This window comes from Pantoea agglomerans (assembly GCF_020149765.1).
GTDB classification, from domain to species: Bacteria; Pseudomonadota; Gammaproteobacteria; order Enterobacterales; family Enterobacteriaceae; genus Pantoea; species Pantoea alvi.
On the sequence record NZ_CP083809.1, the window covers coordinates 3,130,415 to 3,156,276 of the forward strand.

General features: G+C 61.3%; 22 protein-coding genes. 5 read left to right on the top strand and 17 right to left on the bottom strand.

What is annotated here, in order from left to right:
• Nucleotides 1–33: 33 nt before the first annotated feature.
• From LB453_RS17750 to proB, 8 genes are all read right to left on the bottom strand, one after another.
• Nucleotides 34–183 carry a hypothetical protein gene (locus LB453_RS17750; RefSeq protein WP_158253389.1) on the bottom strand — a complete coding sequence of 50 codons (150 nt, stop codon included), beginning with the start codon at nucleotides 181–183 and terminating at the stop codon, nucleotides 34–36.
• Between the two features lie 4 nt (nucleotides 184–187).
• Nucleotides 188–481: a hypothetical protein gene (locus tag LB453_RS17755; protein ID WP_103795177.1), complete on the bottom strand. Its 294-nt coding sequence runs from the start codon at nucleotides 479–481 to the stop codon at nucleotides 188–190.
• Entirely contained in the window at nucleotides 478–825 is a 348-nt protein-coding gene (locus LB453_RS17760) for a hypothetical protein (protein WP_103795178.1), read from the bottom strand. The genes LB453_RS17755 and LB453_RS17760 overlap by 4 nt, the downstream gene beginning before the upstream one ends.
• Nucleotides 822–1,289, bottom strand: a complete 468-nt coding sequence (locus LB453_RS17765; RefSeq protein ID WP_103795179.1) for a glycoside hydrolase family protein — start codon at nucleotides 1,287–1,289, stop codon at nucleotides 822–824. The genes LB453_RS17760 and LB453_RS17765 overlap by 4 nt, the downstream gene beginning before the upstream one ends.
• Before the next feature lie 201 nt (nucleotides 1,290–1,490).
• A complete protein-coding gene (locus tag LB453_RS17770; RefSeq protein WP_103795180.1) occupies nucleotides 1,491–1,769 on the bottom strand; it encodes a hypothetical protein in 279 nt (92 codons plus the stop codon).
• Nucleotides 1,770–2,193: 424 nt separating this feature from the next.
• Complete coding sequence (locus LB453_RS17775) at nucleotides 2,194–2,925, bottom strand: XRE family transcriptional regulator (RefSeq protein ID WP_103795181.1); 732 nt, start codon at nucleotides 2,923–2,925, stop codon at nucleotides 2,194–2,196.
• 361 nt (nucleotides 2,926–3,286) lie between these two features.
• The gene (gene proA, locus LB453_RS17780; RefSeq protein WP_103795182.1) at nucleotides 3,287–4,540 is read right to left on the bottom strand and encodes a glutamate-5-semialdehyde dehydrogenase; all 1,254 of its coding nucleotides are present in this window, start codon (nucleotides 4,538–4,540) and stop codon (nucleotides 3,287–3,289) included.
• 11 nt (nucleotides 4,541–4,551) lie between these two features.
• Nucleotides 4,552–5,655 (bottom strand): glutamate 5-kinase, encoded by a 1,104-nt coding sequence (gene proB, locus LB453_RS17785; protein ID WP_103795183.1) that lies wholly within the window; start codon nucleotides 5,653–5,655, stop codon nucleotides 4,552–4,554.
• A 254-nt stretch (nucleotides 5,656–5,909) separates the two neighbouring features.
• Here proB and ompC point away from each other — a divergent pair, with 254 nt between their 5' ends.
• On the top strand, nucleotides 5,910–7,022 hold the full coding sequence (gene ompC, locus LB453_RS17790; protein ID WP_103795184.1) for a porin OmpC: 1,113 nt from the start codon (nucleotides 5,910–5,912) through the stop codon (nucleotides 7,020–7,022).
• A 272-nt stretch (nucleotides 7,023–7,294) separates the two neighbouring features.
• On the opposite strand, the gene LB453_RS17795 is transcribed toward ompC, so the two are convergent.
• The 5 genes from LB453_RS17795 to gpt all read right to left on the bottom strand — a co-directional run bounded on the left by LB453_RS17795 (nucleotide 7,295) and on the right by gpt (nucleotide 15,994).
• Nucleotides 7,295–8,182: an autotransporter outer membrane beta-barrel domain-containing protein gene (locus LB453_RS17795; protein WP_224481780.1), complete on the bottom strand. Its 888-nt coding sequence runs from the start codon at nucleotides 8,180–8,182 to the stop codon at nucleotides 7,295–7,297.
• Between the two features lie 15 nt (nucleotides 8,183–8,197).
• Nucleotides 8,198–13,258, bottom strand: coding sequence for a beta strand repeat-containing protein (locus LB453_RS17800; RefSeq protein ID WP_224481541.1), 5,061 nt, complete (start codon nucleotides 13,256–13,258; stop codon nucleotides 8,198–8,200).
• 446 nt (nucleotides 13,259–13,704) lie between these two features.
• Entirely contained in the window at nucleotides 13,705–14,103 is a 399-nt protein-coding gene (crl, locus tag LB453_RS17805; protein WP_103795186.1) for a sigma factor-binding protein Crl, read from the bottom strand.
• A 58-nt stretch (nucleotides 14,104–14,161) separates the two neighbouring features.
• Complete coding sequence (gene frsA / locus LB453_RS17810; protein ID WP_103795187.1) at nucleotides 14,162–15,409, bottom strand: esterase FrsA; 1,248 nt, start codon at nucleotides 15,407–15,409, stop codon at nucleotides 14,162–14,164.
• Nucleotides 15,410–15,532: 123 nt separating this feature from the next.
• Nucleotides 15,533–15,994 carry a xanthine phosphoribosyltransferase gene (gpt, locus tag LB453_RS17815; protein WP_103795188.1) on the bottom strand — a complete coding sequence of 154 codons (462 nt, stop codon included), beginning with the start codon at nucleotides 15,992–15,994 and terminating at the stop codon, nucleotides 15,533–15,535.
• 253 nt (nucleotides 15,995–16,247) lie between these two features.
• On the opposite strand from gpt, the gene pepD reads away from it, so the two are divergent.
• The 4 genes from pepD (at nucleotide 16,248) to LB453_RS17835 (ending at nucleotide 21,552) form a co-directional block, all read left to right on the top strand.
• Nucleotides 16,248–17,705 (top strand): beta-Ala-His dipeptidase, encoded by a 1,458-nt coding sequence (pepD, locus tag LB453_RS17820; protein WP_103795189.1) that lies wholly within the window; start codon nucleotides 16,248–16,250, stop codon nucleotides 17,703–17,705.
• Nucleotides 17,706–17,963: 258 nt separating this feature from the next.
• Nucleotides 17,964–19,469: a sugar ABC transporter ATP-binding protein gene (locus LB453_RS17825; protein ID WP_103795190.1), complete on the top strand. Its 1,506-nt coding sequence runs from the start codon at nucleotides 17,964–17,966 to the stop codon at nucleotides 19,467–19,469.
• Nucleotides 19,466–20,464 carry an ABC transporter permease gene (locus LB453_RS17830; RefSeq protein ID WP_103795191.1) on the top strand — a complete coding sequence of 333 codons (999 nt, stop codon included), beginning with the start codon at nucleotides 19,466–19,468 and terminating at the stop codon, nucleotides 20,462–20,464. The genes LB453_RS17825 and LB453_RS17830 overlap by 4 nt, the downstream gene beginning before the upstream one ends.
• Before the next feature lie 23 nt (nucleotides 20,465–20,487).
• Entirely contained in the window at nucleotides 20,488–21,552 is a 1,065-nt protein-coding gene (locus LB453_RS17835) for a sugar ABC transporter substrate-binding protein (protein WP_103795192.1), read from the top strand.
• 28 nt (nucleotides 21,553–21,580) lie between these two features.
• Here LB453_RS17835 and LB453_RS17840 read toward each other — a convergent pair whose 3' ends face one another.
• The 4 genes from LB453_RS17840 to gudD form a co-directional block, all read right to left on the bottom strand.
• The gene (locus tag LB453_RS17840) at nucleotides 21,581–22,723 is read right to left on the bottom strand and encodes a glycerate kinase (RefSeq protein WP_103795193.1); all 1,143 of its coding nucleotides are present in this window, start codon (nucleotides 22,721–22,723) and stop codon (nucleotides 21,581–21,583) included.
• 80 nt (nucleotides 22,724–22,803) lie between these two features.
• Entirely contained in the window at nucleotides 22,804–23,688 is an 885-nt protein-coding gene (gene garR / locus LB453_RS17845) for a 2-hydroxy-3-oxopropionate reductase (RefSeq protein ID WP_103795194.1), read from the bottom strand.
• Between the two features lie 19 nt (nucleotides 23,689–23,707).
• Nucleotides 23,708–24,478, bottom strand: a complete 771-nt coding sequence (garL, locus tag LB453_RS17850; RefSeq protein WP_103795195.1) for a 2-dehydro-3-deoxyglucarate aldolase — start codon at nucleotides 24,476–24,478, stop codon at nucleotides 23,708–23,710.
• A gap of 44 nt (nucleotides 24,479–24,522) precedes the next feature.
• Complete coding sequence (gudD, locus tag LB453_RS17855; protein ID WP_103795196.1) at nucleotides 24,523–25,854, bottom strand: glucarate dehydratase; 1,332 nt, start codon at nucleotides 25,852–25,854, stop codon at nucleotides 24,523–24,525.
• Between the last annotated feature and the right edge of the window lie 8 nt (nucleotides 25,855–25,862).

Below are 25,862 nucleotides of genomic sequence, written 5' to 3' on the forward strand. Positions count from 1 at the left end.
CTCAGGATTTTAGGTACTAAAGCATCAGATAAATCAGGGTTTGGCCGAATGGCCGCAAAGCTGATCCCACATGTCGTTGTGGGTATTGATGGCGCGAACGGTGCGAACGTCCATGCGTTGCGCATCGTCGCCGTGGGTATAAATCGGGGAAAACAGCACGCAGGCCGAATCGGTGACGGCCACGGGCTCAGGGTTTGTTGTATTTCGACTGCTGCAGCTTGTCGCGAGCAGCAGCGTCATCAAGATTGTTGTTCTCGGTGGTAACACGGGTCGCCTCCTCGCGATGCTGTTGCTGCTGTTGCGCCACGGCGGCGGTTTGCGCCGCCTCTTTCTGCGCGCTCTTCGTATCGGCCTCGGCCTGCTGCTGCACCTTGCCGATCTTCTTGCCGCCGAAATAGCTGGCGCCCAGCGCGGCGATGAGCGCACCGATGACGGCGAGCCAGTGCCAGCCGCCGCTGAGCAGTGCAGTAAATAAACTCATGGTTTTTTCGCCTCCAGCAGCTCCTTCTGTCGCACCAGATTCTTCTGCCGCACAAACTGCGCGATTACGCCCATTGCCACCATAAAGGCGCCAATCAGGCCGAGGTAGTTGTGAGGAAGAATGGATTTGACGTCTTCCGGCAGGGCGTTCCAGGCGTCCAGCGAGGCAGAGGGAAAGGATTGCACCCAGGCGCTGAGCATCGAACCCAGCGACGCCAGCCAGACCGACCAGGTTTTAAACAGCAGGCGCGCATGCGCCACAAACTCCAGCGTGGTAAAGCGCTGCATAATCAGCAGCACGATCACCACCATCAGCACGGCGATAATAAAAAAGAGCCATCTCATAGCAGCCCCCTGTAGACGTCATAGGTGCCGCTGCGCATCACTTCGGCATGACGGCGGGCGCGCCCCGGCGTCTGACGCGCCCACAGGCTGTTGAGCATGGCGTTGGCCGCGCTGTCGTAATCCTCGGCCGCCACGGCGGTCAGCATGTTTTTAAACAGCGAGAGTCCGTCGACGCCGAGCTGATACGCCATGCTGTAGAGCACGTCGCTGCGCGCGTCGTTGCACTTCGCCAGCGCCTGCTGCAGCAGCGGCAGGCTCTGCATCTGCTGAGCTTTGCCTTCGATAATGCACTTCTTCCAGACGTCACCGACCTGGCGCGGCACGCGAAACACGTAGTTATTGAGCGACGCACCTTTTGGGCCGATGCGAATGCCGCCCGCCACGGTGGGGAATCCCTGCGTGTCGAGATAAGGCGCTTCAACGTAGCCCTCTTCAAAGTTGAGAATCTCAATAATCTGGGTCATAGCCATTCCTCTTTTGCGGGCACGGGAACAGGTTCCCAATGCGACAGCGACAGTTAAATCACACTGATCAGTGCCAGAGATAACACCAGCAAAACCGCAGGTGAAACCAGCAGCGGGTCTAAACAGTGGGTTGAGAATTCCCGTCCAGACAAAACGGGAGAAAAGATGAGATACAGCGGTAAAGGCAGTTACAGAGCAGGTTCAGCGCACGGCGTAGAGGTGCACATGCGGCAGACAGCAGTTATCGAAACTGGCGTTTTCGGCGCGGTTAACAGGCCCAGGGGCAATGGCCCGCTCAACGCGCGAGGTCACCGGACGCTGAACGATGCGTTCGGCGCGGCGTAACGGGGGATTTTCGGGTTCGCAGCCCAGCGCCTGATCGATGCTGAGCTTGAGTCGACTGAGCGGCTGGCGCCGCCGATGCCTGCGGGTGCGGGCATTACCTACAAAGACGCTTTTGCCATAGTGTATTATCGCCATAACTCCTCCTGTGAATGAGTCTTTGGCGATGGGGTGGCAGGCGCGGGTTTTCGGCAAGCCGAACCGTCCCGGATACCGCGTTTTCCGCTCACAGCGCAATGCCCCGGCTGTAATAACAGCCAGGCTAAGCGCGAGTAGGGAGAAAAAGGCGGCATCTGACGACGCTGCATGTGCGCATCCACCCCATCCCAAAGTTCACTGACTTTGGATGGTTTGATTCGCGCTTGTGCAGCGCCTCGATTGTTTAAGAGCGGCTCACTCCGTGAGAGAAGGGCTTCGTTGGTCCACGCTCAAATTATTAACCTGTTCTTATGCTTTATCAAACACCAACAGTTAATTTTTTATTTACTGTCGGTTAAATTTTTGAATTTTGCTGAATTATTTTTTTTCAGCAGGTTGCAGCTGAACACATTTCGCCCAGAGGTTAACCCAGTAGCTGATAGTGCCGCGCCTGGCTCAGGATGACCTTTGCCATTACCTGCATACTGTCGACCTCCTCCCGATTAAGATACCAGGTTTCATAACGCTTATTATCTGAAATAACAGCGATTTTTTTGTGCTGCAGCTGCAGACGCTTGAGATAAAGCTGGTTATCAAGGGTAAAGATATAGATGCCATCGCCGTCGAAAAACTTCACGCTGATATCCACGAACAGCTGATCGCGCGGCGCAAAGGTCTCTACCATCGAATCGCTGTTGATGGCGATCAGGCGAATGTTCTCTGCCGGACGGCCGTTGAAAAGCACGCGCGCCTCATCCACGCCATATTCAATGGCGTGGATAGTCTCGACGAACTCATCGCGCGCGTGCAGCCCAGAGGCTGACTTTTGCCCGATATCAAGGCTTTCGATGCGAAAGACATTGCGCTGCGCCTTCAGACTATCGAGCGAAAGCGACTCGGCGGGCTTTTCCATTCCGTACTGCAGCCACTCAACCCGTACGCCCAGCAGTCGGCTTAGCGCCAGCAAATTATTATCATCCGGCACGGACTGCGCGTTGAACCACTTCCATACGCCCGGCGTGGATATTTTGCACCCCTGCTGCTGTAACGCTTTAGCAACCTGTTTATTACGTCCATGTCCGACAATTCCCGCACTTTCGCACGCGGCAATCAGCCTGGCAGTAAAAGCTTGTCTCGTACTCTCTTTTTTAACCATTAGTTAATAATCTGCCATAGAGGAGATACTGGATGTTATTTTCATTATTGCTACCAGTTCATTTTATATTACCGTCCGTTTGCTACCCAATTGCTTTTGTAAAGCAGCGCTAATTATCATTATCCTCCTCAGACTCTGGGCAACCAGTCTCAATCGCGCTGCGCCCTGTTGCGGCGCGGCTTTCAGGAATGTTCTGCAGAAAAACGGGTAAAAAACAGACAGCCGCTTTGCAGAAAAAAAAGTCGCGTCAGGAGACGTCGAAAGTCGCACCGAAAAACTCCAAAATTAACTGGATCGAAAAACAGGGGTCAAAAAAAAAGGCGCCCGTTCTGGACACCCTTTTTGTTAAATAAAGTCGCAATCAGGGGCGCAGCGTATCGTCGCCCCACGCGACCCATTTATAGGTCGTTAGCGCCTCCAGCCCCATCGGGCCGCGCGCATGCAGCTTCTGGGTACTCACCGCCACTTCCGCGCCGAGACCGAACTGGCCGCCGTCGGTGAAACGCGTGCTGGCGTTAACGTACACCGCCGACGAGTCGACCTGTTTCACAAAGCGGCTGGCGTTCTGCGTGCTGCGCGTCAGGATGGCGTCAGAATGCTGGGTGCCGTGGGTGCGGATATGCGCGATCGCCGCATCCATGTCATCCACCAGCTTCACGTTAAGATCGAGCGACAGCCATTCATCATCGTAGTCGCCCGGTGCAATCGGCGTGACGCTGGCCGGGCCGTCCTGCAGCCGCGCCAGCAGGTTTTCGTCGGCGTGTAGCGGGATCCCCTCCTGCGCCATACGTGCCACAAACGCCGGCAGAAAACGGTCGGCGGCGTCGCGGTGGATCAGCAGGGTTTCCAGCGAGTTGCAGGCGCTGGGCCGCTGCTTTTTCGCGTTGACGATCACCTCCAGCGCCGGCGCGATCTCCATAGTGTCATCGAGATAGATATGGCAGACGCCGATGCCGCCGGTGATCACCGGAATGGTCGAGTTTTCGCGGCACAGCTTGTGCAGGCCCGCGCCGCCGCGCGGGATCAGCATATCGACGTAGCGATCGAGCTTCAGCAGCTGATTGACCAGTTCGCGATCGGGATTCTCAATCGCCTGCACCGCCGCCGCCGGCAGGCCGTGCTGCTGCAGCGCGTTCTGGATCACGCGAACGGTGGCGGCGTTGGTGCGCCACGTCTCTTTGCCGCCGCGCAGAATCGACGCGTTGCCGGTTTTCAGGCAGAGGCTGGCGACATCGACCGTAACGTTGGGGCGCGCTTCATAGATCACCCCGACCACGCCGAGCGGAACGCGGCGACGTTCGATGCGCAGCCCGCTGTCGAGCTGGCCGCCGTCGATCAGCTGGCCGACCGGATCGGCGAGCTGGCATACCTTGCGCACGTCGTCGGCGATAGCGCTCAGCCGCTGCGGATTGAGCGTCAGGCGATCGAGCAGCGCGGCGCTCATACCGTTAGCGCGCGCATCGGCGAGATCCTGCTCGTTGGCCGCCAGAATCGCCTCGCGCTCCGCGTCGAGACGATCGGCGATGGCAAGCAGCACCTGGTTTTTTTCAGCGGTCGACAGATCGGCCAGCTTATATGCGGCGGCGCGCGCCGCTTTTCCCATTTCTTCAAGCATTTGACCGCTCCTTAACTGACGATCATGTCGTCGCGATGCACGGCCACCGGACCGTATTCGTAGCCGAGGATCTCCCCGATCTGCTGGCTGTGATGGCCAGCGATGATGCGCAGCGCATCGCTGTTGTAGCGCGAAACGCCGTGCGCGATATCGCGGCCCTCAAGGCTGCGAATGCGGATCACCTCGCCGCGCGAAAAGTTGCCGCGCACGTCGCGGATGCCTTTCGGCAGCAGCGAGCTGCCACGTTCCAGCATCGCCGCCAGCGCACCGTCATCCACGGTGATCTCTCCGGCCGGGGGCGCGCCGAAGATCCAGCGCTTGCGGTTCTCCAGCGGGGTCTGCATAGCGTGAAAGCGCGTGCCGACCGGATTGCCGGCGATAACGTCGGCGATGACGCCGGGACGGCTGCCTGCGGCGATAATGGTGTCGATACCGGCGCGACAGGCGACGTCCGCCGCCTGCAGCTTGGTGGACATGCCGCCGGTGCCCAGGCCGGAGACGCTGTCGCCCGCCAGCGCGCGCAGCGCGTCGTCGATTTCATGCACGTCGGCGATCAGCTCCGCCTGCGGATTGCTGCGCGGGTCGGCCGTATAGAGCCCCTGCTGATCGGTGAGCAGCAGCAGCTTGTCGGCACCGCCCAGCATCGCCGCCAGCGCCGACAGGTTATCGTTGTCGCCGACTTTGATCTCCGCCGTGGCCACCGCGTCGTTTTCGTTGATCACCGGCACGATATGGTTATCCAGCAGCGCGCGCAGGGTGTCGCGGGCGTTAAGGAAGCGCTCGCGATCCTCCATGTCTGCGCGGGTCAGCAGCATCTGGCCGATATGGATACCGTAGATGGAGAAGAGCTGCTCCCACAGCTGGATTAAACGGCTCTGCCCCACCGCAGCCAGCAGCTGCTTTGAGGCGATGGTAGGCGGCAATTCCGGGTAGCCCAGGTGTTCGCGTCCGGCGGCCATCGCGCCAGAGGTAACGATCACGATGCGATGGCCGGCCGCGTGCTGCTGCGCGCACTGACGAACCAGCTCCACCATATGCGCCCGATTCAACCGGCGCGAACCGCCGGTAAGGACGCTGGTCCCTAATTTGACCACCAGGGTCTGACTGCCGCTCATATTTCCTGCCGTTTCAGTAAAAAAAGAAAAAATTTCTGCGAAGGAACTTTTTATCAGGAGTCAGATGCGAAGCCAACTCTCAGCCGGGGAAAAGCACGAAAAACCCGAGACAGTCGGGTAGACCAAAAGTTCGCATATCACAAGAAACCATAAAAAATGTCATGAAACCTTCATATCCAGGCGGTAAAACGTCCCCTGTTTTATAAGCCCTTTTCAGGCGCATAACATATTTTACTCATCGGGATTGATAGCAAATGAAGAAAAGTATACTGGCACTGGTCGTCTCTGCTCTGGCGCTGACCTCTGTTGCTCACGCGGCGGAAGTGTATAACAAAGACGGCAATAAGCTGGACTTCTACGGCAAAGTAAAAGCGATGCACTATCTGAGCGACGCGGACAGCCTGGACGGGGATAAGTCCTATGTTCGTATCGGCTTCAAAGGCCAGACCCAGATCAACGACCTGATGACCGGTTACGGCCAGTGGGAATATCAGTATAACGTCAATAACTCCGAAGGCTCCGACGCCAACAGCGGCAATAAAACCCGTCTGGGCTTTGCCGGCCTGAAGTTTGGTCAGTATGGCTCTTTCGACTACGGCCGCAACTACGGCGTGCTTTACGATGTGGAAGCCTGGACCGACGTCTTCCCGGAATTCGGCGGCGACGGCACCGCGCGTTCAGATAACTATATGACGCAGCGCGCCACCGGCGTAGCCACCTATCGTAACAACAACTTCTTTGGCCTGGTTGACGGCCTGCGCTTTGCGCTGCAGTACCAGGGCCGCAACGATGCCAACGGCGCCAACGCGCGCAGCGATATCAACCGTCAGAACGGCGACGGCTACGGCGCCTCGCTGGGCTACACCCTCGGCGACACCGGCGTGAGCCTGATGTCGGCGATCACCTCTTCCGACCGCACCAACCAGCAGCAGGCGCGCGTTTACGGTCAGGGCGACCGCGCGGAGTCCTGGGGCGCTGGCGTGAAGTATGACGCCAACAGCGTCTACCTGGCGGCGATCTATACCGAAACGCGCAATATGACGCCGTTCAGCGGCACTGACCGCGCAACGGGCCTGAGCGCGGCTGGCGCGGCGAACAAAGCGCAGAACATCGAGCTGGTGGCGCAGTATCAGTTTGATTTCGGCCTGCGTCCGTCACTGGGCTACGTCCAGACCAAAGGCAAAGATATCGAAAACGGTATCGGCGATGCGGATCTGGTGAAATATATCGACGTGGGCGCCACCTACTACTTCAACAAAAACATGTCAGCGTTTGTGGATTACAAAATCAACCAGCTGGACGACGACAACCGTCTGAGCCTGAACAACGACGACGTGGTTGCGCTGGGTATGACCTACCAGTTCTAAAAAATCTGACGCCGCCGCGACGCGCGACGGCGACAGTGTTTCTCCCTCAATGTGTCTGATAAACAAGGGCCGCCTCATCAGCGGCCCTTTCTTCATACTGCTCCATGGTTAAGAAGCGGATGGCATGGGCTGAAGAGCAAAGCGTCCCGCGCCAGGGATGGCGCGGGCCGAGCGCGCAAGGATGCCTTGAGCGACTTTGCGATCGGCCCATGTCATCCGCTTTTGCACCTGCCGAAAAGGGGCCTCCTCATGGTGGCCCCTTTTCTTTCTACTCAGAACGTCCAGCGCACGCCGGCGTTATAGCGCCAGCCCTTCGCGCCGTTGCCGTCGATCTCCTTGCGGTAGTCCGCCTCGGCGTAGAGCGAGAGGTCGTTGCGAAAGCGCGTGGTGGTGCCGACGCCAACGTCCCACATCTGCCCGAACCTGCCGCTGGTGAAATCCTGACCGATATCGCTCCCCGCCGCGCCAACCTTCACCTTCGCGCCGCCGCCCCAGCCGTGGGAATAGTTGGCACGCAGATAAGGCGTGTATTCGCGCTGCGCGTCATCCTGCCAGGTGCGATCCAGCCGCGCGCCGAGACGGCCGATGGTCTGGTCGTCGTCGTCAAACGCCACCTTAACGCCATCCTTATCGGTGGCGTCATCGAACTTCAGACGCATCCAGGTCAGCTGCGCCTGCGGCTCGAGACGCAGCCCGTTCGCGAAAACAAAGGGATAGCCCGACTCCAGCGAGGCGCTCCAGCCGTCGGCCTTCAGCTTCGCCACCTCTTTTTGCCGCGCGATATCGGTGTCGCCGCGGTGCCAGCTCCAGCTCAGCGCGCCGTCAAGATAGAAGCCGCTGTCGCGCTGCCAGGTGCCGTAGAACGAGACGCTGTCGCTGTCGAAGCTGGTTGAACTGTAGCCGTCGGCCGCGTGCGGACGAATGCGCGTATTACCGCGCGTATAGGCCATGCCGCCGCGCAGGCTGTCGCTCGCGCCGTCCAGCTGCAGCAGGTTGCCGCCGAGCTGCACCGCGCTGTAGTCGATATCGGCATCAAAGCCGTAGTCGCTCAGGCCGCGGTTGCTCTGCCAGCTGAGGTTAGAGCCGAGGTAGCGCAGAAACAGCTCGCCGCCCGTTCCGCTGCGCTGACCGTCGCGCAGCTCGCCGAGACGCTTGTGCAGATCGTCGGTGAGCGCCTAGGTGTAGTAGGCCAGGCCGACCGGCGCCGAGAGATACGCGGGCACCTGCGGCGCGAGCGCCGGGCGGGCGGCGCGCGATGCGGTGCTGCCCGCCTGCGGCTGGCACAGCGAGCCATCTTCGCACACATAGCGGTTAGCGAGCCGGTAATCCCAGCCCGCCCCACCGTTCGCAGGCGCGAAAGCGTAAAGCCCGTACTGCCAGGGCCCGGCGGCCAGATAGCCGCCCTGCAGCGCGAAGCTGTCGGCGCTGGCGCTGCCGGAAACCTGCGCCAGCGAAACCCCTTCGCGGCCATCTATCGCCCCGTCGCCGTTGGCGTCACTCTGCGTCGCGGCGCTGCCGGCGAGAATACGATCGTCAATCAGCGTGGTGCCGGTGACGTCGCCGTTTACCCGCAGCGCGTCGCTCTGGCCGCCTGCGCCGTTAAGCCGCGTCGCCAGCCTCAGCGTGCCGCCAAGCGACGCCAGCGTGCCGTCTAGGGTCAGCAGATTGCTGGCCGCGCCGCCGTTGCTCAGATCCAGCGTGCCGGCGTTGTTTACCACCAGTGAGTCGTCGGTAGCGCCCGCCAGCAGCGGGTTGACGCCATTGCCGGCAAACAGCGTGGAGTCGCGGTCGATATTAATGGTGCTGTGCGCCAGCTTCAGGTCATCGGTGAGCGTCCACTGCGTATGGATAAAGTTGATCGTGCTCCAGCCCGCGCCGAGGTTGACCCCTCTGCTGAGATCGTCGCGGCTAAAGGAGCCGCCGCCAGCCTCGATGTTGCTGAAGCTGAGCGTGCTGCCGACGCCGCCCGCGGTGGTGATATGGCGGGTATTCGCCAGGCTGACGTTCTCAATCAGCGCCTGGTTGTTTTCACCGCTGCCCATCGTCAGGCTGCCGTTCAGGGTGCCGCCGGTGACGGCAAGCGTATCGCTGCCGTTGCCGGTATTGACCTCGCCGGTTACGCTGCCGCCGATAAAGGCGAGCTGGTCATTGGTCGCGCCACCCGCCACGATCGGCGTCTCCGGGTATTCCGCGCTGATATCGCCCTGGTTGATAAACACCGTCTGGCCGCCGCGCAGATCGATCACCGGCGCGACGCGACTGTAGGAGACGATGGTGCCGCGGTTTATCACCTCGCTGGCGCTGCGGGTGACAATCGCCGATCCGCCCGCTTCGCTGCCCACGGCGATAAAGCCGTCGGCGAAGACGCGGCCGGTGGTACTGGCGCGAATGCCGTCCCCGCTGCCGTTAACGATAATGGCGTAGCCTGGCGGCACCACCAGATCGTTAGCGGTGGCGGAGCCATCCTCGTTCTGAAACAGATAGCCGACGCCGCTGCCCTGCACGTCAATCGTCGCCTTGCCGCCGTAGTCGAACGACGTGGCGGAGCGGATGCCCGCGCCGTCAGTGGGAATAAGGTAGGCGTTATCCAGCGCAATATTCGCGGTTTCGGCGCGGTTGTTGATGGCGCTGCCGCCGCCTTCGGCGCTGAGGATAATTTCGCTCGCCTGCAATCCCGCCGCGCCGCGATCCAGCAATACCGCGTCCGCCCCCCCTTTGACCCAGATACCGCTGCGGAACAGCTGGTCGCCCTCAATGTTGAGCGTCGCCTTTTCTCCCACGCGCGCGCCGGCAATGCCGCCGTCTACCTGCACCGTGCCGTTGAAGGGCTGATAGAGGCCCGCTCCTTCGCTGGCGTCAACCCCAATGCCAGACGCGACATGGATCCAGAGGTTATTGATCAGGCGGCCGCCGTCCAGCAGCCGCGCACCGGTGCTGTTCTCGCCGTCGAGGATAATGGTGCCGTTGTTCATCACCGTCGCGCCGCCGGACGCCTGCAGCGCGGTAACGTTTTTGCCGCTGCCGATGATGTTGCGGTTGCTGAACACCGCGCCGTCGCCGTTTTCGCTGATTGCGCCGATGGTCTCGTCGCCGTTCAGCCACACGTCGCCCAGATCGCCATAGGCGCCGCCGGAAGCGCGCAGCGCCACCGCCCCCTTGCCGTTAACGAAGTAGGTTTCATTTTCATAGAGCGTCGCGCTGCCGGACATTTTCACCCCGGTGGTGTTGGCGCCGCTCAGGGTGATCTCGCCTTGCCGCTGCAGCGACAGGATCGCGCCGTCGCCCAGCTGATAGAGCGTTGAGCCGTCGGTAGAGACATCCTGATTACTGCCGTACGCGTAGATAGTGCCGCCGCCCTCCACCACCCGGTAAGCGGTCTGGTTGGGATCGTGAAACACCACCCTGCTCTGCTGGCCGAGCACCAGCGCGCCGCCGTAGAGCGCTTCGCCCGCCAGCACGTTGCCGCCATAGAGGTTGATAACGCCGTCTTGCTCGATGCGCGCCGCGTCGCCCGTGGCGTATAAGCCGGTAGTGGGGAAAAAGCCGTCCGCGCTGCCTGCCGTCACGTTCAGCGTGCCGCTGCTGGTGATGGTGCTGCTTTTCGGGTCGGCAAAGGCGTAGCCCGCTGCGAACAGCGCGACCGCGCCGTCGCTGACGCTGATATTACCGCTGCTGGAGGCCTGACCGCCGACCAGCGCCTGAATGCCGTAGCTCTGCTCGCCGCGCAGGTTGATATCGCCAGTATTGGTCAGCGCGCCGCCGTACTGGGCGATTAAACCGATCTGCTGATTGCTCTGGCCATTGATATTGGCATGGTTAACCAGCGTCGAGGCGAAAGGCCGATCGAAGCTGTTGGTGATGTAGCGCGTCAGGTTGTAGTAGTTGCCGTCGACCACCGCCGCCGTCGCGCCGCCGACGTTGAGGTTAAGCTGCGTCGCCGCGTCAATGGTGCCCTGCGCGCCGCCCTCGATGCGCAGCCCGGTGGAGGTGTTGCCGATGTTGAAGGTCGCGCCGTGGGTGTTAACCACCGAGCCTTCGCCCACCGCTTCGATGCCGGTGGAGAAAGCCGCGCCCGGCGAGATGGTCAGGCCCGCGCCGTCAAAGTCCGCGCCGTCCTGATAGCGAAAAATCGTGGCGTACCAGTCGTCAGATCCGGTGGCGTAGTTGCCTGCCTGCGGCAGATTGATTCTGGCATTCGGCCCGATGGCGAGGAAGCCCATCTGATACTCGCCGCTGCCGCCGAGCTGCGGCACCGCTGCCTCGGTTAAATCGACCGTGGCGTCACCCTCGGCGCGAATGCCGACCGCGCCGTTGCCCTGCAGCACAATGGGGCCGCTCAGCGTGGCGGACGCCTTACCGCTCCCCTGTCCGTTAAGCCACACCGCTGTGTTAAAGCTGCCGTTCAGGGTATCGGCGCGGCCGGTGACGTTGATCGCCCCGCTGGAAAAGGCGCTGGCGCGCTGGCCGTCGTGGGCGATGACTTTAATGCCGGTGCCGCCGTCGCCGTTAAGGTTGATGGTGCCGTTGTTGCCCACCAGCCCGCCGCTGCCGGAATCTATCGCCAGCAGGCCGACGGTTTCCGCCGGGCGAAACTGCGCGCGGCCGTTGAGATCGATGGTGCCGTTGTTCAGCGCGACCGCGTCCGGGCCGTTCTCGACGCGCATGGCGGCAGCGTTCTGCACCTTGCTGCCGAGCACAATGCGCCCGTCGTTGATCGCGGTGGCGTTAAACTGCTGCGCAATGGCGCTGACGCCGCCGCTCTGGTTAATTGCCACCTCCTCCACGACGTCGCTTTTCGCGTTCTGCGGCGCGCGGCCGACGTAGATCACGCCGCTCGCGGTGTTAATAAAGCTGGCGCCGCTGGTGTCGAGCAAGACGCCCGCGCTGCTGTGGCTGCCGCTCGACTCCGCTACGCCGAGGTTAATCGCGCCGTTGTTGATCCCCAGGGCGTCACTTAGCTGCAGCGCATTGCCCGGTTGCGTGGTGGCGTAATTAAGCACGCCGTTATTGACGAAACGGCTGCCGTCGGTCGCCAGCACCGCGTTGCCGCTGTAGCCGAGTGTCGCCGCATCCACGCCGCTGCCGTCTGCGTTGTTAAAGAACCCGCCGTTAATCACCCCGTTATTGATGCCGGTGCTGCCCGCCAGCCGCAGCGCGCTGTTCTCATGGGCCGCCGATCCGCTGGCGGCCAGCTTGCCGTCGATGGTGGCCTTTGCGCCGTTGGTGGCGCGTACCGCGCCGCCGTCCGCATCGACCACCTCCAGCGTCGCCCCCTTCTGCACCGAGACGCTGGCGCCAGGGCCGTCGGCGCTCAGCACCGAGCGCTCACCCACCGGCAGCGTCACCTCGTCGTTGTACTCATCAGCGTCGATCACATAGGCGATGGGCGCGCCGTAGAGCGTCAGCGCCTTATTGAATTCGCCATTGTAGCTGCCCGCGCTGAGGTTGCCGCTCTGCAGCTGCTCAATCAGCCAGTCGTTGTACTGGCGCAGATCGTTGAGGCTGGCGACGTTAAACTCGCGGCTGTTGCCGTCCAGCGTGGTGACGCTGAAGGGGCCGCTATAGTGGGCGACGTTATCCACCCACCAGGCCAGATTGTAGGTGTATTCGGTATAGGATCCGGTAAAGGCGATGCGGTTGGCCGACTGCCAGTTCATCGCGCCGCTGCCGCTGGCGGTGAAGAGCTGGCTCTGCTTCGCCGCCATGCTCCAGCCGTTGGTGGCGGCGGTGGTCGCCGCGCCCTCAACGCCGATATCGACGTTAATGGTGCCGTTGCTCACCTGCGCCACGCGGGCATCAATATATTGCTGTCCGTTAACGTTGTAGTAATTGGGCAGTTCGCTGGCGGGCGTCACCGGGGCGAGCGCGCTAATACTGGCCGAATTAAATACCTGAAGCGGATGATTACCGCCGTTGATATCGGGCACGCTAATAACATAATCTTGCGCGCCGAACGTCAGGCGATCCGCGCCGATGACGTTGTCATCGGAAATAATTCTGCCGCCTGATAAGAGTTCGCCCACGGTAATGGGACGGCCGCCATCTTCGCCCGGCTGAAAGCGTTGAATACCGCTCAGGGTTTGCGTCGATCCATTACAGACGCAAAAGACGCCTGCCTTATTATCATTTACCAGCGGGGAAAAGGGTTTTAACGTAGCGGCCTGACTACTGGTAATGGGAAAAAGCAGCCCGGGCGCAGCCGCCAGGCTTAATAACAGCGGATTTAATTTAAACAAAGGGTTTTCCTCCAGAGAGACAGCACAGGACCACCCGGACTTTTAGCTGTCCGGGTTGGCATTCTTTTTTTTGCCGATAACAAACGGAGAAAAGCCGCGACGGGGGCGGTCGCGCTGGCTGGTATCACACCATTTCGTCAGGAAAAGGTCTACAAAGCGTCAGTGCGATTCGCCTCAATAAAATGAGAATAAGAATAATGCCGTGCCGCACTCTGATTTATCTGGCCCGGTTATTTCAGCTGGCGGCGTTGATTACTCAGCCTTTATAAAGCGGGTTTAGTTAATATCCATAATCAAATAAGCAACGCAGCTGTTTTGGTCTGAAAGAGAGAATTAAATTAAAGCGGGAGAAGAGAGATAATATAAACGCAGCGCAAGGGCAGCAATATTGCAGAACAGGCATAGCCAAAGCGAATCGGGCTATGCCTGCCGTTCAGGGTTGAGTATCAGGCGCTAAGATCGACCGGCTCTTTAAAGCCGCTGGCGGGCGTCAGGCCCAGATTCAGCTCCTCCAGCATCGCTTTCAGGCGGGTATGGAAGTTACGCAGCGTCTCTTCCACCTTCTGCGTGTTCTCTTTGCCCTTGATATTTGCAACGGACCAGTCGCCGTCTTTATCGAACAGACCAATATGATAAACGTAGGTAAAATGGTCTTGCTGTGCGTCCAGCTCCATCCACCAGCCCCAGAACTCACGGCTTTCCGGCGCGGGTTTGACATTGACGCAGGCGGCCAGGCAGTCGAAAAAGAACCGCGTTTCTTCACATTTCCCTTCGCGGATATACGGTCCCAGCTCGGTGAAGCGCTTAAGCAGGCGACTACGGGGATGACCACTCGGTAACGTCATGCTAATTCTCCATAAGTTTGACCGTTAGTATTAAAGCAAACCGCTGTGAATTTGCCAGCTACTGTTGTAACCGCTTTGCCAGCCAGTCGCAAACCTGATTCAGCGCGCGCTCGAAATTTGCCAGCACCGGCCTGACGCCGATCGGCAGCAGCTTGCCGTCGGCGGAAGAGCTGGCGATCAGCCGCGCATCCTCTTCCGGGCCAAAAGGATCGTTCGGCCAGTAGCCCGCCAGCATCGGCGTCGAGGTGCGGCGGCCCAGCAGCCCCTGCACCTTGAGCGAGTAGCGATTCAGTTCGGTGCGCAGCGCGCTGTCGCTGGTAAACGCCATGCCGAGGCGGCTGGCAAGCATATCCATATACATATCTGGAATGGCGTCCTGCTGCTGCGCGCTGGTCAGCAAGCTGTGCACCATCGGGCCGAGCGTCGCCACGGCGCGCAGGCGCGGCGCTTCCAGATAGGCGAGCCGCACCGCGACGTTGGCGCCAAAGCGATAGCCGAACGCCGCCACGCGCTGATGATCGATCCAGGGCACGTTCGCCAGATCGCGCAGCACCTGCTGGTGCAGAAAGCTGGTGTCCTGATTAAGCCGCCACTTAACGGAAAAGCCCACCGACGGCATATCCAGCGTCAGCATGGCGATACCGCGCGGCGCGAGGTAGTCATGAAACAGGCGATAGTGATCGCTTTGCAGCGAGTCGAGGCCGCCGCACAGCAGCACGGTGGGATACGGCGCCGGGGTGTTGGGCGGCATATGCAGAAAGCCGGTGATGGGGCTGCCCCCTTCAATATTAAAGCTAAGCGCCTTGAGTTCGCCCGGCAGGCGGCGCGTCGCCTCTTCATAGGCGCGGTTCGCCAGCGTCTGCGCCTGATCCGCCAGCTCGTCGCCTTTAATATAGGGATAGGCGGCCAGGCTAAAGAGGTGGGAGGCGCGCAGCCAGTGCTCGCCGGCAAGGCTGTCGTCGCGCTCTTCCTGCGCGCGCGCCTGCCAGAGGCCCGCCTGCTTCGACCACTCAAACGCCCAGTTGCCGCTGCGAAAACCGATAACGGTATCGAGCAGCGCGTCGTTGGTATGGCGCTGGTCGCTGATGGCGATACGCGCCAGCACCTCGCTGATCTCCTGTGGCGGCACGCCGCGCCATGTCCACATTAGCTTGTTGAGCATACGATACCAGCCGTGCTGGCTGCTGCCGTCCAGCGTCGCTTCGACCTCTACTTCGGCGTGGTGCTGGCGATGCACCAGCGAGGAGGTTTCGGGGTAGTTGTAGTGCGGCTTGAATAGCTCTTCGCTGAGATTTTTGCTCGACATACTCGTTTCTCCTGACGGCCCTGGCAGTGGCTAAGTGTACTGCAGCGTCAGGAGGGGCGCGAGGTGCAAAAGAGCGCAGAAAGCACAACGCCCGGCAAGCCGGGCGTTGTTAACAGGAGAAGATCAGGCGCCTTTAACGATAGGCGGAATATAGACCACGCCCATGTCCCACGGCTGTTCAATCCAGGTGTTCTGCGGGATATCCACCACGTAGTCATCAACCAGCGGGCGGCCTGCCGGCTTGGCGAAGATGGTGACGAAGTGCGCTTTAGGATACATTTCGCGGATCGCCTGCGCGGTGCCGCCGGTGTCGACCAGGTCGTCGATAACGATAAAGCCTTCGCCATCGCCTTCCGCGCGCTTGAGGACTTTCATTTCGCGCTGGTGGTCGTGGTCGTAGCTGGAGATGCAGACGGTATCGACATAGCGAATGCCAAGCTCGCGTGCCAGCAGAGAAGCAGGCACCAGGCCACCGCGGCTGACTGCGATAATGCCTTTCCACTGTTCAACAGGAAGCAGGCGCTGAGCCAGATTGCGGGCATGAATCTGCAGCATGTCCCAGGTAACGACGTATTTTTCACTCATGAATAGCGATCCCAGCCAGTTTAATCGGCTTAAAAATGTGCAACGGGGAAAAGGTTGCGCGAGATTATAAGGATCCTCAGCGCTAAAAACCAGCATCCGAACCACCGGTTGCGGCTTTTTAGCGCGCCTGAGTACGCACCCGACGCTAACAGTGATATTCTCAGCCCCATCACGTCAGATTCGCTGACGGCGACCATTCACTGGAAACTCGCGCACACCGGCCTGGCCGGCGCACTGACACAGGAGACCTGTCGTGTCTGAATTGTCTCAGCTTTCTCCCCAACCGCTGTGGGATATCTTCGCCAAAATCTGCTCCATTCCGCACCCCTCTTTTCATGAAGAGGCGCTGGCCACCTATATTGTTGGCTGGGCGAAAGAGCAAGGTTTCTGGGTTGAGCGCGATGCGGTCGGCAATATTCTGATCCGCAAACCGGCGACCGCCGGTATGGAAAACCGCACGCCGGTAGCGCTGCAGGCGCACCTCGATATGGTGCCGCAGAAAAACAACGACACCGCCCATGACTTCACCAAAGATCCGATTCAGCCCTATATTGACGGCGAATGGGTCAAGGCGCGCGGCACCACGCTGGGCGCCGACAACGGCATCGGCATGGCCTCCGCGCTGGCGGTGCTGGCCGACAGCAGCCTGACCCACGGCCCGCTGGAAGTGCTGCTCACCATGACCGAAGAGACCGGCATGGACGGCGCTTTCGGTCTGCAGCCGAACTGGCTTCAGGCTGAGATCCTGATCAACACCGACTCGGAAGAGGAAGGCGAGATCTATATGGGCTGCGCCGGCGGCATCGACTTTATTACCACCCTGCCGCTGACGCGCGAAGCGGTTCCGGCTAACTTCGACACCCTGAAGCTGACCCTGAAAGGGCTGCGCGGCGGCCACTCCGGCGCGGATATCCATATGGGTCTCGGCAACGCCAACAAGCTGCTGGCGCGCTTCCTCGCCGCGCACGCCGCCGATCTCGATCTGCGCCTGATCGATTTCAACGGCGGTACGCTGCGTAACGCCATCCCGCGCGAAGCCTTTGCCACGCTGGCGGTCGAGAGCCATAACGTCGACGCGCTGAAAGCGGCGGCGGCGCACTTCCTGCTGGCGCTGCAGAACGAGCACGGCGTAAAAGAGAAGAACATTAACGTGGTCACCGAGCCGCTGGCGCACCAGGGCGAGGCGCTGAGCGCAGAGAGCCGCGACCGCTTCCTGAACCTGCTGAACAGCACGCCGAACGGCGTTATCCGCAACTCCGACGTGGCGAAAGGCGTGGTGGAAACTTCGCTGAACGTCGGCGTGGTGACGATGGATCACGACAAGGCGGAGATTAACTGCCTGATCCGTTCGCTGATCGACACCGGCCGCGACTATGTGGTGCAGATGCTGACCTCTCTCGGCCAGCTGGCTGGCGCGCAGACCAAACCGAAAGGCGGCTATCCGGGCTGGCAGCCAGACGCTAACTCGCCGATTATGGCGCTGACGCGTCAGACCTATATCGCGCTGTTCGACAAAACGCCGAACATCCAGGTGATCCACGCCGGTCTCGAGTGCGGCCTGTTCAAGAAGCCTTATCCGAATATGGATATGGTTTCCATTGGCCCGACCATCACCGGTCCGCACTCGCCGGACGAGCAGGTGCATATTGAGAGCGTCGGCCTTTACTGGAAACTGCTCACCACCCTGCTGAATGCGATTCCAGAAAAGTAAGCGCGGCATAGTTCGATAAACCAGGCTCCGGCCTGGTTTTTTTATGCCCGCGCCGCGCCAGCATAAAACACCGCTTTTCACTGAGTTCCCCGCTGTAAAACACCAGAGTTATCTGGCGAGCCAGCTTTAGCCGCCAAACTATCCAGATGTCTGGATGGCTAATAAGATTTCGTGCTAGCTTATGCGCTTTCGGCTGTTGCCGCGCCTGAGACTTCAGGAAAAAATTGCGGCCAGCCAGTCACAGGGGAGCTTCAGCTGATGAGTGCCTTAAACCGCCTTGAGATGCGCAATATCTCGCTCGCATTCGGCGGATTTGCCGCGCTGACGCAGGTAGATTTCGTCACGGAAGGCCACTCGGTTCACGCGCTGACCGGCGCTAACGGCGCGGGCAAATCGACGCTGATGGCGGTGCTGTCGGGTGCGCACAGCCACTACAGCGGCGAAATCCTGCTGGACGGCGCGCCGGTCTCGATACGCAGCCCGCGCGACGCGAAACGGCTCGGCATTCATCTGGTGCAGCAGGAAGTGGATGTGGCGCTGGTGCCCCAGCTGAGCGTGGCGGAAAACATCCTGCTGGATCGGCTGGCCGAACCGGGGCACGGCTTTCGCTGGCGCGCTATCCGCCGCCAGGCGCGCGCCCTGCTGGCGCAGCTTGAGGCGAATATCGACGTCAGGCAGCTGGTGGAGCGCTGCACGCTGGCGGAGAAGCAGCAGATTTTGCTGGCGCGCGCGCTGTCGCACCACTGCCGCTTTCTGATCCTGGATGAACCGACCGCCCCGCTCGACCAGCATGAGAGCGAGCGGCTGTTCGCCGTGGTGCGCCGCCTGCAAAACAGCGGCATCGGCGTGGTGTTTATCTCACACCGCATCCATGAGCTGAAGGCGATCTGCGATCGCCTGACGGTGCTGCGCGACGGTCGCCTGATCGAGAGCGGCCCGATGGCGGCGCTCAGCGGCGAGCAGATCGTTGAGAAGATGCTCGGCCATCAGCTGACCGATATCTATCCGCCGCGCCGTCCCGCCAGCGCGCAGCCGCTGCTGCTGGCGGTAGAGGGCCTGCACGACGACCGGCTGCTGCAGGATATTTCGCTGCGGCTGCATCAGGGAGAGATCCTCGGCATCGCCGGGCTGGCGGGCGCGGGTAAAACCGAGCTGTGCAAGGCGCTGTTCGGCGCCAGCAAAAGCCGCGTAACGCGCGGCGAGCTGCACGGCAGGCCGTGGCGGCCGCGCTCGCCGCACGATTCGGTGAGCCGACGCATGGCGCTGGTGCCGGAAGAGCGGCGCAAAGAGGGCATTTTTATCGACGAGCCGGTGGCGATGAACCTCAGCGTCAGCGCCGACAACAGCTTTTCGCGCTGGAGCCTGTTCGGCCACCGTCAGGCGTGGCGCTGGGCGGAAGAGGTTATTCAGCGCCTGAACGTGCGCACCACCGGCCCGGCGCAGCCGCTGCGCCGCCTCTCCGGCGGCAACCAGCAAAAAGTCGCCATCGGCAAGTGGCTGCGCAACCACGCTGACGTGCTGATTTTTGATGAGCCAACCAAAGGCGTCGACATCAAGGCGAAAACCGAACTGTTCCGTTTAATCAGCGATCTGGCGCAGGAGGGCAAAGGTGTGATCTACGCCTCTGGCGAGTTTGCCGAGCTGGTCGGGCTGTGCGACAGAATTTGCGTGCTCTGGGACGGGCGCATCGTGGCCGAGCTGGACGGGCGCGCGGCCACCGAAGAGACGCTTTTGCTCTATTCCACTGGAGGAACCCCTGCGTGAGCAGCAAAGAGATTACCCTGACCGCGGCGACGCCGCTGCGCCATCGACTGTTCGACTTCTTCTATAAGTGGGGGATGCTAATCACGGTCGCCCTGCTGATTGCCGGCTTTGGCCTCGCCTCAGAGAGTTTTCTGGAACCGAACAATATCATCAATATCCTGCGATCCATCGCCATCGTGACGGTGATCGCCGTGGGCGTGTCGGTGTCGCTGACCGTCGGCGGCTTCGATCTCTCGGTTGGCTCCACCGCCTCGCTGGCCAACGCGCTGGTGATCTCGCTGTTCGTCTGGTACGGCATGAACAGCGTTGAGGCGATTGCGCTGACCCTGGCGCTCTGTACGCTGATCGGCCTGTTCAACGCCTTTCTGATCGTCATTCTGCGCATTCCCGATATGCTGGCGACCCTCGCCACGCTGTTTATTATCCAGGGCGTGGCGATGACCTACAGCTTCGGCGGTTCCATCACGGAAAATATGGTGATGCCGAGCGGCGATATGGCGGAAGGCACGATCCCGGCGGGCTTTGGCCTGCTCGGCCAGGTGCCGGTGATCGTCATTATTATGCTGGTGGTGACGGCGGCGGCGCAGCTGGCGCTGTCGCTGACCACCCACGGCCGCCGCATGTACGCGCTGGGCGGCAACCCTGAAGCGGCGCGCCTCTCCGGCATCCGCACCACCCGCTATCGCGTGCTCGCCTATGTCATCGCCTCGCTGCTGGCGGGCCTGGGCGGCATTCTGCTGGCGTCGCGCATCGGCTCATCGCAGGTGAATGCGGGCGGAGGTTACCTGATGGACGCCGTGGCGGCCGCCTGGATCGGCCTGTCGCTGGCGGGTGCCGGCAAGCCTAACGCGCTCGGCACGCTGGTGGGCGCGGTGCTGCTCGGCGTGCTGCAAAATGGCCTGGTGATGCTCTCTGTCCCCTACTACGCCATGGATATTATTAAAGGACTGGTGCTGGCTCTGGCACTGGCAATGACCTACGTTCAGCGCCGCTAACGCTGATTAACCGGGAAATGACAATGAAAAAAATAACGCTCTCTCTGCTGACCGTCAGCCTGCTCTCCGCCAGCGCCTTCGCCGATACCCTTGTGCCGGTGCCGGCCCCCATCGCGAATCACCAGGGGCCGGTGCGCATCGCGGTGATCCGCAACCTGGGCTCTGACGACAACACCACGCAGTTTGTCGCCGGCGCCATTCAGGAGGGCCGCAAGCTGGGCTTTAAGGTCAGCACCTTCCTCAGCAACGGCGACGACGCACGCTTTCAGGACTTCGTTAATCAGGCGATTAGCCAGAAGTATGACGGCATTATTCTGTCCCACGGCAAAGCGCCCTACGCCAGCGGTCTGGTGAAGCGCGTCGCCGACGCCGGTATTAAAGTCTCGGTGTTCGATACGCCGGTTGATACGCCGCTCCCCGGCGTGACCGTCACCGCGCAGGATGACGCCTCGCTGGCGCAGTCGTCGCTTGGCCAGCTGATCAAAGACTTCAACGGCAAGGCGAATATCGTCAAGCTGTGGGTAGCTGGCTTTCCGGCGATGGAGCGCCGTCAGGTGGTCTATGAGAAGCTGCTGAAGGAGAACCCCGGCATTCATCAGCTGGAGTCGATCGGCGCGGTCTCTTCTGACGTGCAGGGCGATACCGCCAACAAGATCGGCGCGATCCTGGCGAAGTATCCGAAAGGCAAGATCGACGCGATCTGGGGCGCGTGGGACGCCTTCAGTCAGGGCGCCTATAAGGCGCTGCAGGAGAACGGCCGCACCGAGATCAAACTCTACAGCATTGACGTCTCTAATCAGGATCTGCAGCTGATGCGTGAGAAAAACAGCCCGTGGGTGCAGACCGTGGCGGTCGATCCGAAAACCATCGGCGCGGTAAATATGCGTCTGGTGGCGAACAAGATCGCCGGTGAAACCACGCCCGCCACCTACGATTTCAAAGGCGCGTCGATCTCTCAGCAGCAGCTGAATAGCCAGCAGGGGGCGATCAACGTCGCGTCGCTGAATAAGATTGTGCCCGGCTGGGGCGGCAACAACGATTTCGTCGCGCCCTGGTTCGCCACGCTGGAAGCGAAGTATAAGAAGTAAAACAGAAAGCGGCCTGAAGGCCGCTTTTTTACTGTAGTGCGCCGCCGACCTTCAGCGTCGCCGCGATATTTCTCGCCGCCAGCCGCAGATTGGTTTCCGCGTTTGCCAGCGCCTCCTCCAGCGTACAGATGCTGTAAAGCACGCTGAATACCGCGTCCAGACCGTGCTGATGCACGACGCCAACGTCCGCCGTCAGGCTGCCGGCAATGCCAATCACCGGCTTGTTAAACTGTTTCGCCACCTGCGCCACGCCAATCGGCACCTTGCCGTTGATGCTCTGGCTGTCGATGCGTCCTTCGCCAGTGATCACCAGCGAGGCGTCTCTGACCTGCTCCGCCAGCCCCAGCGCCTCGGTGACAATCTCGATGCCGCGCCGCAGATCCGCCTGGCAGAAGGCATGCAGCGCCGCGCCCATGCCGCCCGCCGCGCCGCCGCCGGGAATATGCAGCACGTCGATATCGAGATCGCGCTGAATAATCGCCGCGTAGTGCGCCAGCGCGCTGTCCAGCTGCCTGACCAGCTGCGGCGTCGCCCCTTTTTGCGGGCCGAAGATGGCCGATGCGCCGTCGTGGCCGGTCAGCGGGTTGGTGACGTCGCACGCCACTTCGAAACGGCACTGCCGCACGCGCGCGTCCAGCCCGCTGATATCGATCTTCGCCAGCGCCGGCAGCGCGCCGCCGCCGAAGCCGATCTCGCTCCCCTGGGCATCCAGCAGCTGCGCGCCCAGCGCCTGCATCATGCCCGCGCCACCGTCGTTGGTGGCGCTGCCGCCGATGCCGATAATGATATGCCCGACGCCCTTGTCCAGCGCGCTCTTGATCAGTTCGCCGGTGCCGTACGAGGTGGTGGTCAGGGGATCGCGCTGCGCGGCGGGCACCAGCTCCAGCCCGCTGGCGGCCGCCATTTCGATAAAGGCGGTGCGCGCGTCGCCGGAAAGGCCGTAGAAGGCGTCAACCGGCGCGCCGAGCGGTCCGGTCACGCGCAGGTTAACGATACTCCCCGCCGTCGCCGCTACCATCGCCTCAACCGTGCCTTCGCCGCCGTCGGCAACCGGTATCTTTACGTAGGTGGCGTCAGGAAAAATCTCGCGGAAGCCCGCTTCAATCGCGGTTGCCACGCCTGAGGCGGATAAACTCTCTTTGTATGAATCCGGTGCGATTACGATTTTCATAGGCAATCCAGGCGCTGTTGATAGACGATTCATCATCCCTGATGGCGCGCTGCGGCGGCCGCGCCGACCGCCGCAACGCGTTAACGGGTTATCTCAACTTTGGCTAATTTTTCATAATAGCAGGCCAGCGCGCTGTGGTCGGCGTTGCCCTGCCCGTCGTTGCGCAGCGCCTGCATCATCTCCATCACTGCGGCGGTGAGCGGAAGATGGGCGCCGATGCCGTGCGAAGTATCGAGCGCGTTCGCCAGATCCTTGATATGCAGGTCGATGCGGAAGCCCGGCTTGAAGTTGCGATCCAGCACCATCGGCGCTTTGGCGTCGAGCACGGTGCTGCCCGCCAGGCCGCCGCGGATCGCCTGATAGACCAGCTCAGGATTGACGCCCGCTTTCGTCGCCAGCGACAGCGCTTCCGACATCGCCGCGATATTGAGCGCTACGATGACCTGGTTCGCCAGCTTGGTGACGTTGCCCGCGCCGATATCGCCGGTGTGTACCACCGATCCCGCCATCGCCTTCATAATGTCGTAGCAGCGGTCGAAGGTCTCTTTGTCACCGCCCACCATCACGGAGAGCGTGCCTTCGATCGCTTTCGGCTCGCCGCCGCTCACCGGCGCGTCGAGCATCTTAATTCCCTTCTCCGCCAGCGCGTCATGCACCTCACGGCTGGCGAGCGGCGCGATAGAGCTCATATCGATAACAATCAGCCCCGGCTTCGCGCCGTCGATAATGCCGTTTTCGCCCAGGCACACCTCTTTCACCTGCGGTGAGTTGGGCACCATGGTGATCACCACGTCAACCTGCTCCGCCACCTCTTTTGGCGATCTCGCCACGGTCGCGCCCAGCGCGGTCAATTCCGCCTCGTTGCTGGCGTTGTGGTCGCGCACCACCAGCGAGTAACCGGCTTTCACCAGGTTTTTACTCATTGGTTTGCCCATAATGCCGAGGCCGATAAATCCAATTTTCATTGCCTTTCCTCTCTGTCAGTTACAGCTTAAATTTGTCGCACAGCGCCTGAGTGGCGTTGCGGAAAACCCCTAAATCGCTGCCTACGGCAACAAAGCTGGCGCCCCATTCAAGATAGCGGCGCGCGTCCGCCTCGACCGGTGCCAGGATGCCGCTCGGCTTGCCTGCCGCGCTGGCGCGCTCGAAGATATGCTTGATCACCTTCAGCACCTCCGGGTGGGCAGGCTGGCCGAGATAGCCCAGCGCGGCGGAGAGATCCCCCGGCCCGACAAAGATGCCGTCAACGCCGTCAACCGCGGCGATAGCGTCGATGTTGTCGACCGCCTGCTGGGTTTCGATCTGCACCAGCAGCGTAATATTGTCGTTTACCGTGGCGTTGTAATCCGGCAGCGTGCCGTACATATTGCTGCGGTGCGACACCGAGACGCCGCGAATGCCGGCGGGCGGATAGCGGGTCGAGGCCACGGCGCGCAGCGCCTCCTCTTCCGTTTCCACAAACGGGATCAGAAAGTTGTAGAAACCAATATCGAGCAGGCGCTTGATAATCACCGGCTCGTTGCAGGGCGGACGCACCACCGGCGCGCTGACGCTGCCCTTGAGCGCCATCAGCTGCGGCACAAAGGTGGTGATATCGTTGGGGGCATGTTCGCCGTCCAGCACCAGCCAGTCGAAACCGGCCAGGCCGAGCACTTCGGTGGTAATAGGGTTGGCCAGCGCGCACCAGCTGCCAATCAGGGTTTCGCCTGCCAGCAGGCGACGGCGAAACGTGTTCGGCCAGGCTCTGTTACTCATCATCTCTTCTCCCGTTACGGCGCTCCCAGCCGGGAGCGCAAAAATTAGCGCACCAGACAGGGACGTTTATTGTCGAAGGTCCAGTTCGGCACAAGGAACTGCATCGCCTGCGCATCGTCGCGCGCGCCCAGCCCATGTTTTTGATAGAGCGCGTTGGCCTGCATCACCTGATCCATATCCAGCTCGACGCCCAGCCCTGGCTTCTGCGGCACCTGCACCATGCCGCCTTTGATCTGCAGCGGCTCTTTGGTCAGGCGCTGGTTGCCTTCCTGCCAGATCCAGTGGGTATCGATAGCGGTGATGGCGCCCGGCGCGGCGGCCGCGACGTGGGTGAACATCGCCAGCGAGACGTCAAAGTGGTTGTTGGAGTGCGAGCCCCAGGTCAGGCCGAAGTCGTGACACATCTGCGCCACGCGCACCGAGCCCTGCATGGTCCAGAAGTGCGGATCGGCCAGCGGAATATCCACCGACTGCAGCGACAGCGTATGGCCCATCTGCCGCCAGTCGGTGGCGATCATATTGGTGGCGGTCGGCAGCCCGGTGGCGCGGCGGAACTCCGCCATCACTTCGCGTCCCGAATAACCCTGCTCGGCGCCGCACGGATCTTCCGCATAGGCCAGCACCCCTTTCAGCTGCTTGCCGAGCAGGATCGCCTCGTTCAGCGACCAGGCGCCGTTGGGATCGAGCGTAATGCGCGCCTCCGGGAAGCGCTTCGCCAGCGCCGTCACCGCTTCCGCCTCTTCGCCGCCGCGCAGTACGCCGCCCTTGAGCTTGAAGTCGTTAAAGCCGTACTTGTCGTATGCCGCCTCGGCCAGCCGCACCACGGCCTCTGGCGTCAGCGCCTCTTCGTGGCGCAGGCGATACCAGTCGCAGCGCTCATCCTCCTGGCTCTGATAGGGCAGCGCGGTTTTCTTACGGTCGCCGATGTAGAACAGGTAGCCGAGCATCTCGACGCGGTCGCGCTGCTGCCCGTCACCCAGCAGCGTGGCGACGTTCACCTGCAGATGCTGGCCCAGCAGGTCGAGCAGCGCCGCCTCAATGCCGGTGACGACGTGGATCGTGGTGCGCAGGTCAAAGGTCTGGCTGCCGCGTCCCGATGCGTCGCGGTCAGCGAAGGTGCTGCGCACCAGGCTAAGAACGTTTTTATACTCGCCGACCGTTTTGCCGATCACCAGCGCCGCCGCCTCTTCCAGCGTCTGGCGGATCCGCTCGCCGCCGGGGATTTCGCCTACGCCGGTATGGCCCGCGTTATCCTTAATAATGACGATATTTCGGGTGAAAAAAGGCGCGTGTGCGCCGCTCAGGTTGAGCAACATGCTGTCATATCCGGCTACCGGAATAACCTGCATCGCTGTGACTTTTGGTGTCGAACTCATCTCCTGCT

What these genes read in the sequence shown, in the direction of transcription:
- LB453_RS17755 (WP_103795177.1), bottom strand. Translation starts at nt 481, where the DNA reads ATGAGTTTATTTACTGCACTGCTCAGCGGCGGCTGGCACTGGCTCGCC.
- LB453_RS17760 (WP_103795178.1), bottom strand. Translation starts at nt 825, where the DNA reads ATGAGATGGCTCTTTTTTATTATCGCCGTGCTGATGGTGGTGATCGTG.
- LB453_RS17765 (WP_103795179.1), bottom strand. Translation starts at nt 1,289, where the DNA reads ATGACCCAGATTATTGAGATTCTCAACTTTGAAGAGGGCTACGTTGAA.
- LB453_RS17770 (WP_103795180.1), bottom strand. Translation starts at nt 1,769, where the DNA reads ATGGCGATAATACACTATGGCAAAAGCGTCTTTGTAGGTAATGCCCGC.
- LB453_RS17775 (WP_103795181.1), bottom strand. Translation starts at nt 2,925, where the DNA reads ATGGTTAAAAAAGAGAGTACGAGACAAGCTTTTACTGCCAGGCTGATT.
- proA (WP_103795182.1), bottom strand. Translation starts at nt 4,540, where the DNA reads ATGCTTGAAGAAATGGGAAAAGCGGCGCGCGCCGCCGCATATAAGCTG.
- proB (WP_103795183.1), bottom strand. Translation starts at nt 5,655, where the DNA reads ATGAGCGGCAGTCAGACCCTGGTGGTCAAATTAGGGACCAGCGTCCTT.
- ompC (WP_103795184.1), top strand. Translation starts at nt 5,910, where the DNA reads ATGAAGAAAAGTATACTGGCACTGGTCGTCTCTGCTCTGGCGCTGACC.
- crl (WP_103795186.1), bottom strand. Translation starts at nt 14,103, where the DNA reads ATGACGTTACCGAGTGGTCATCCCCGTAGTCGCCTGCTTAAGCGCTTC.
- frsA (WP_103795187.1), bottom strand. Translation starts at nt 15,409, where the DNA reads ATGTCGAGCAAAAATCTCAGCGAAGAGCTATTCAAGCCGCACTACAAC.
- gpt (WP_103795188.1), bottom strand. Translation starts at nt 15,994, where the DNA reads ATGAGTGAAAAATACGTCGTTACCTGGGACATGCTGCAGATTCATGCC.
- LB453_RS17825 (WP_103795190.1), top strand. Translation starts at nt 17,964, where the DNA reads ATGAGTGCCTTAAACCGCCTTGAGATGCGCAATATCTCGCTCGCATTC.
- LB453_RS17835 (WP_103795192.1), top strand. Translation starts at nt 20,488, where the DNA reads ATGAAAAAAATAACGCTCTCTCTGCTGACCGTCAGCCTGCTCTCCGCC.
- LB453_RS17840 (WP_103795193.1), bottom strand. Translation starts at nt 22,723, where the DNA reads ATGAAAATCGTAATCGCACCGGATTCATACAAAGAGAGTTTATCCGCC.
- garR (WP_103795194.1), bottom strand. Translation starts at nt 23,688, where the DNA reads ATGAAAATTGGATTTATCGGCCTCGGCATTATGGGCAAACCAATGAGT.
- garL (WP_103795195.1), bottom strand. Translation starts at nt 24,478, where the DNA reads ATGAGTAACAGAGCCTGGCCGAACACGTTTCGCCGTCGCCTGCTGGCA.
- gudD (WP_103795196.1), bottom strand. Translation starts at nt 25,854, where the DNA reads ATGAGTTCGACACCAAAAGTCACAGCGATGCAGGTTATTCCGGTAGCC.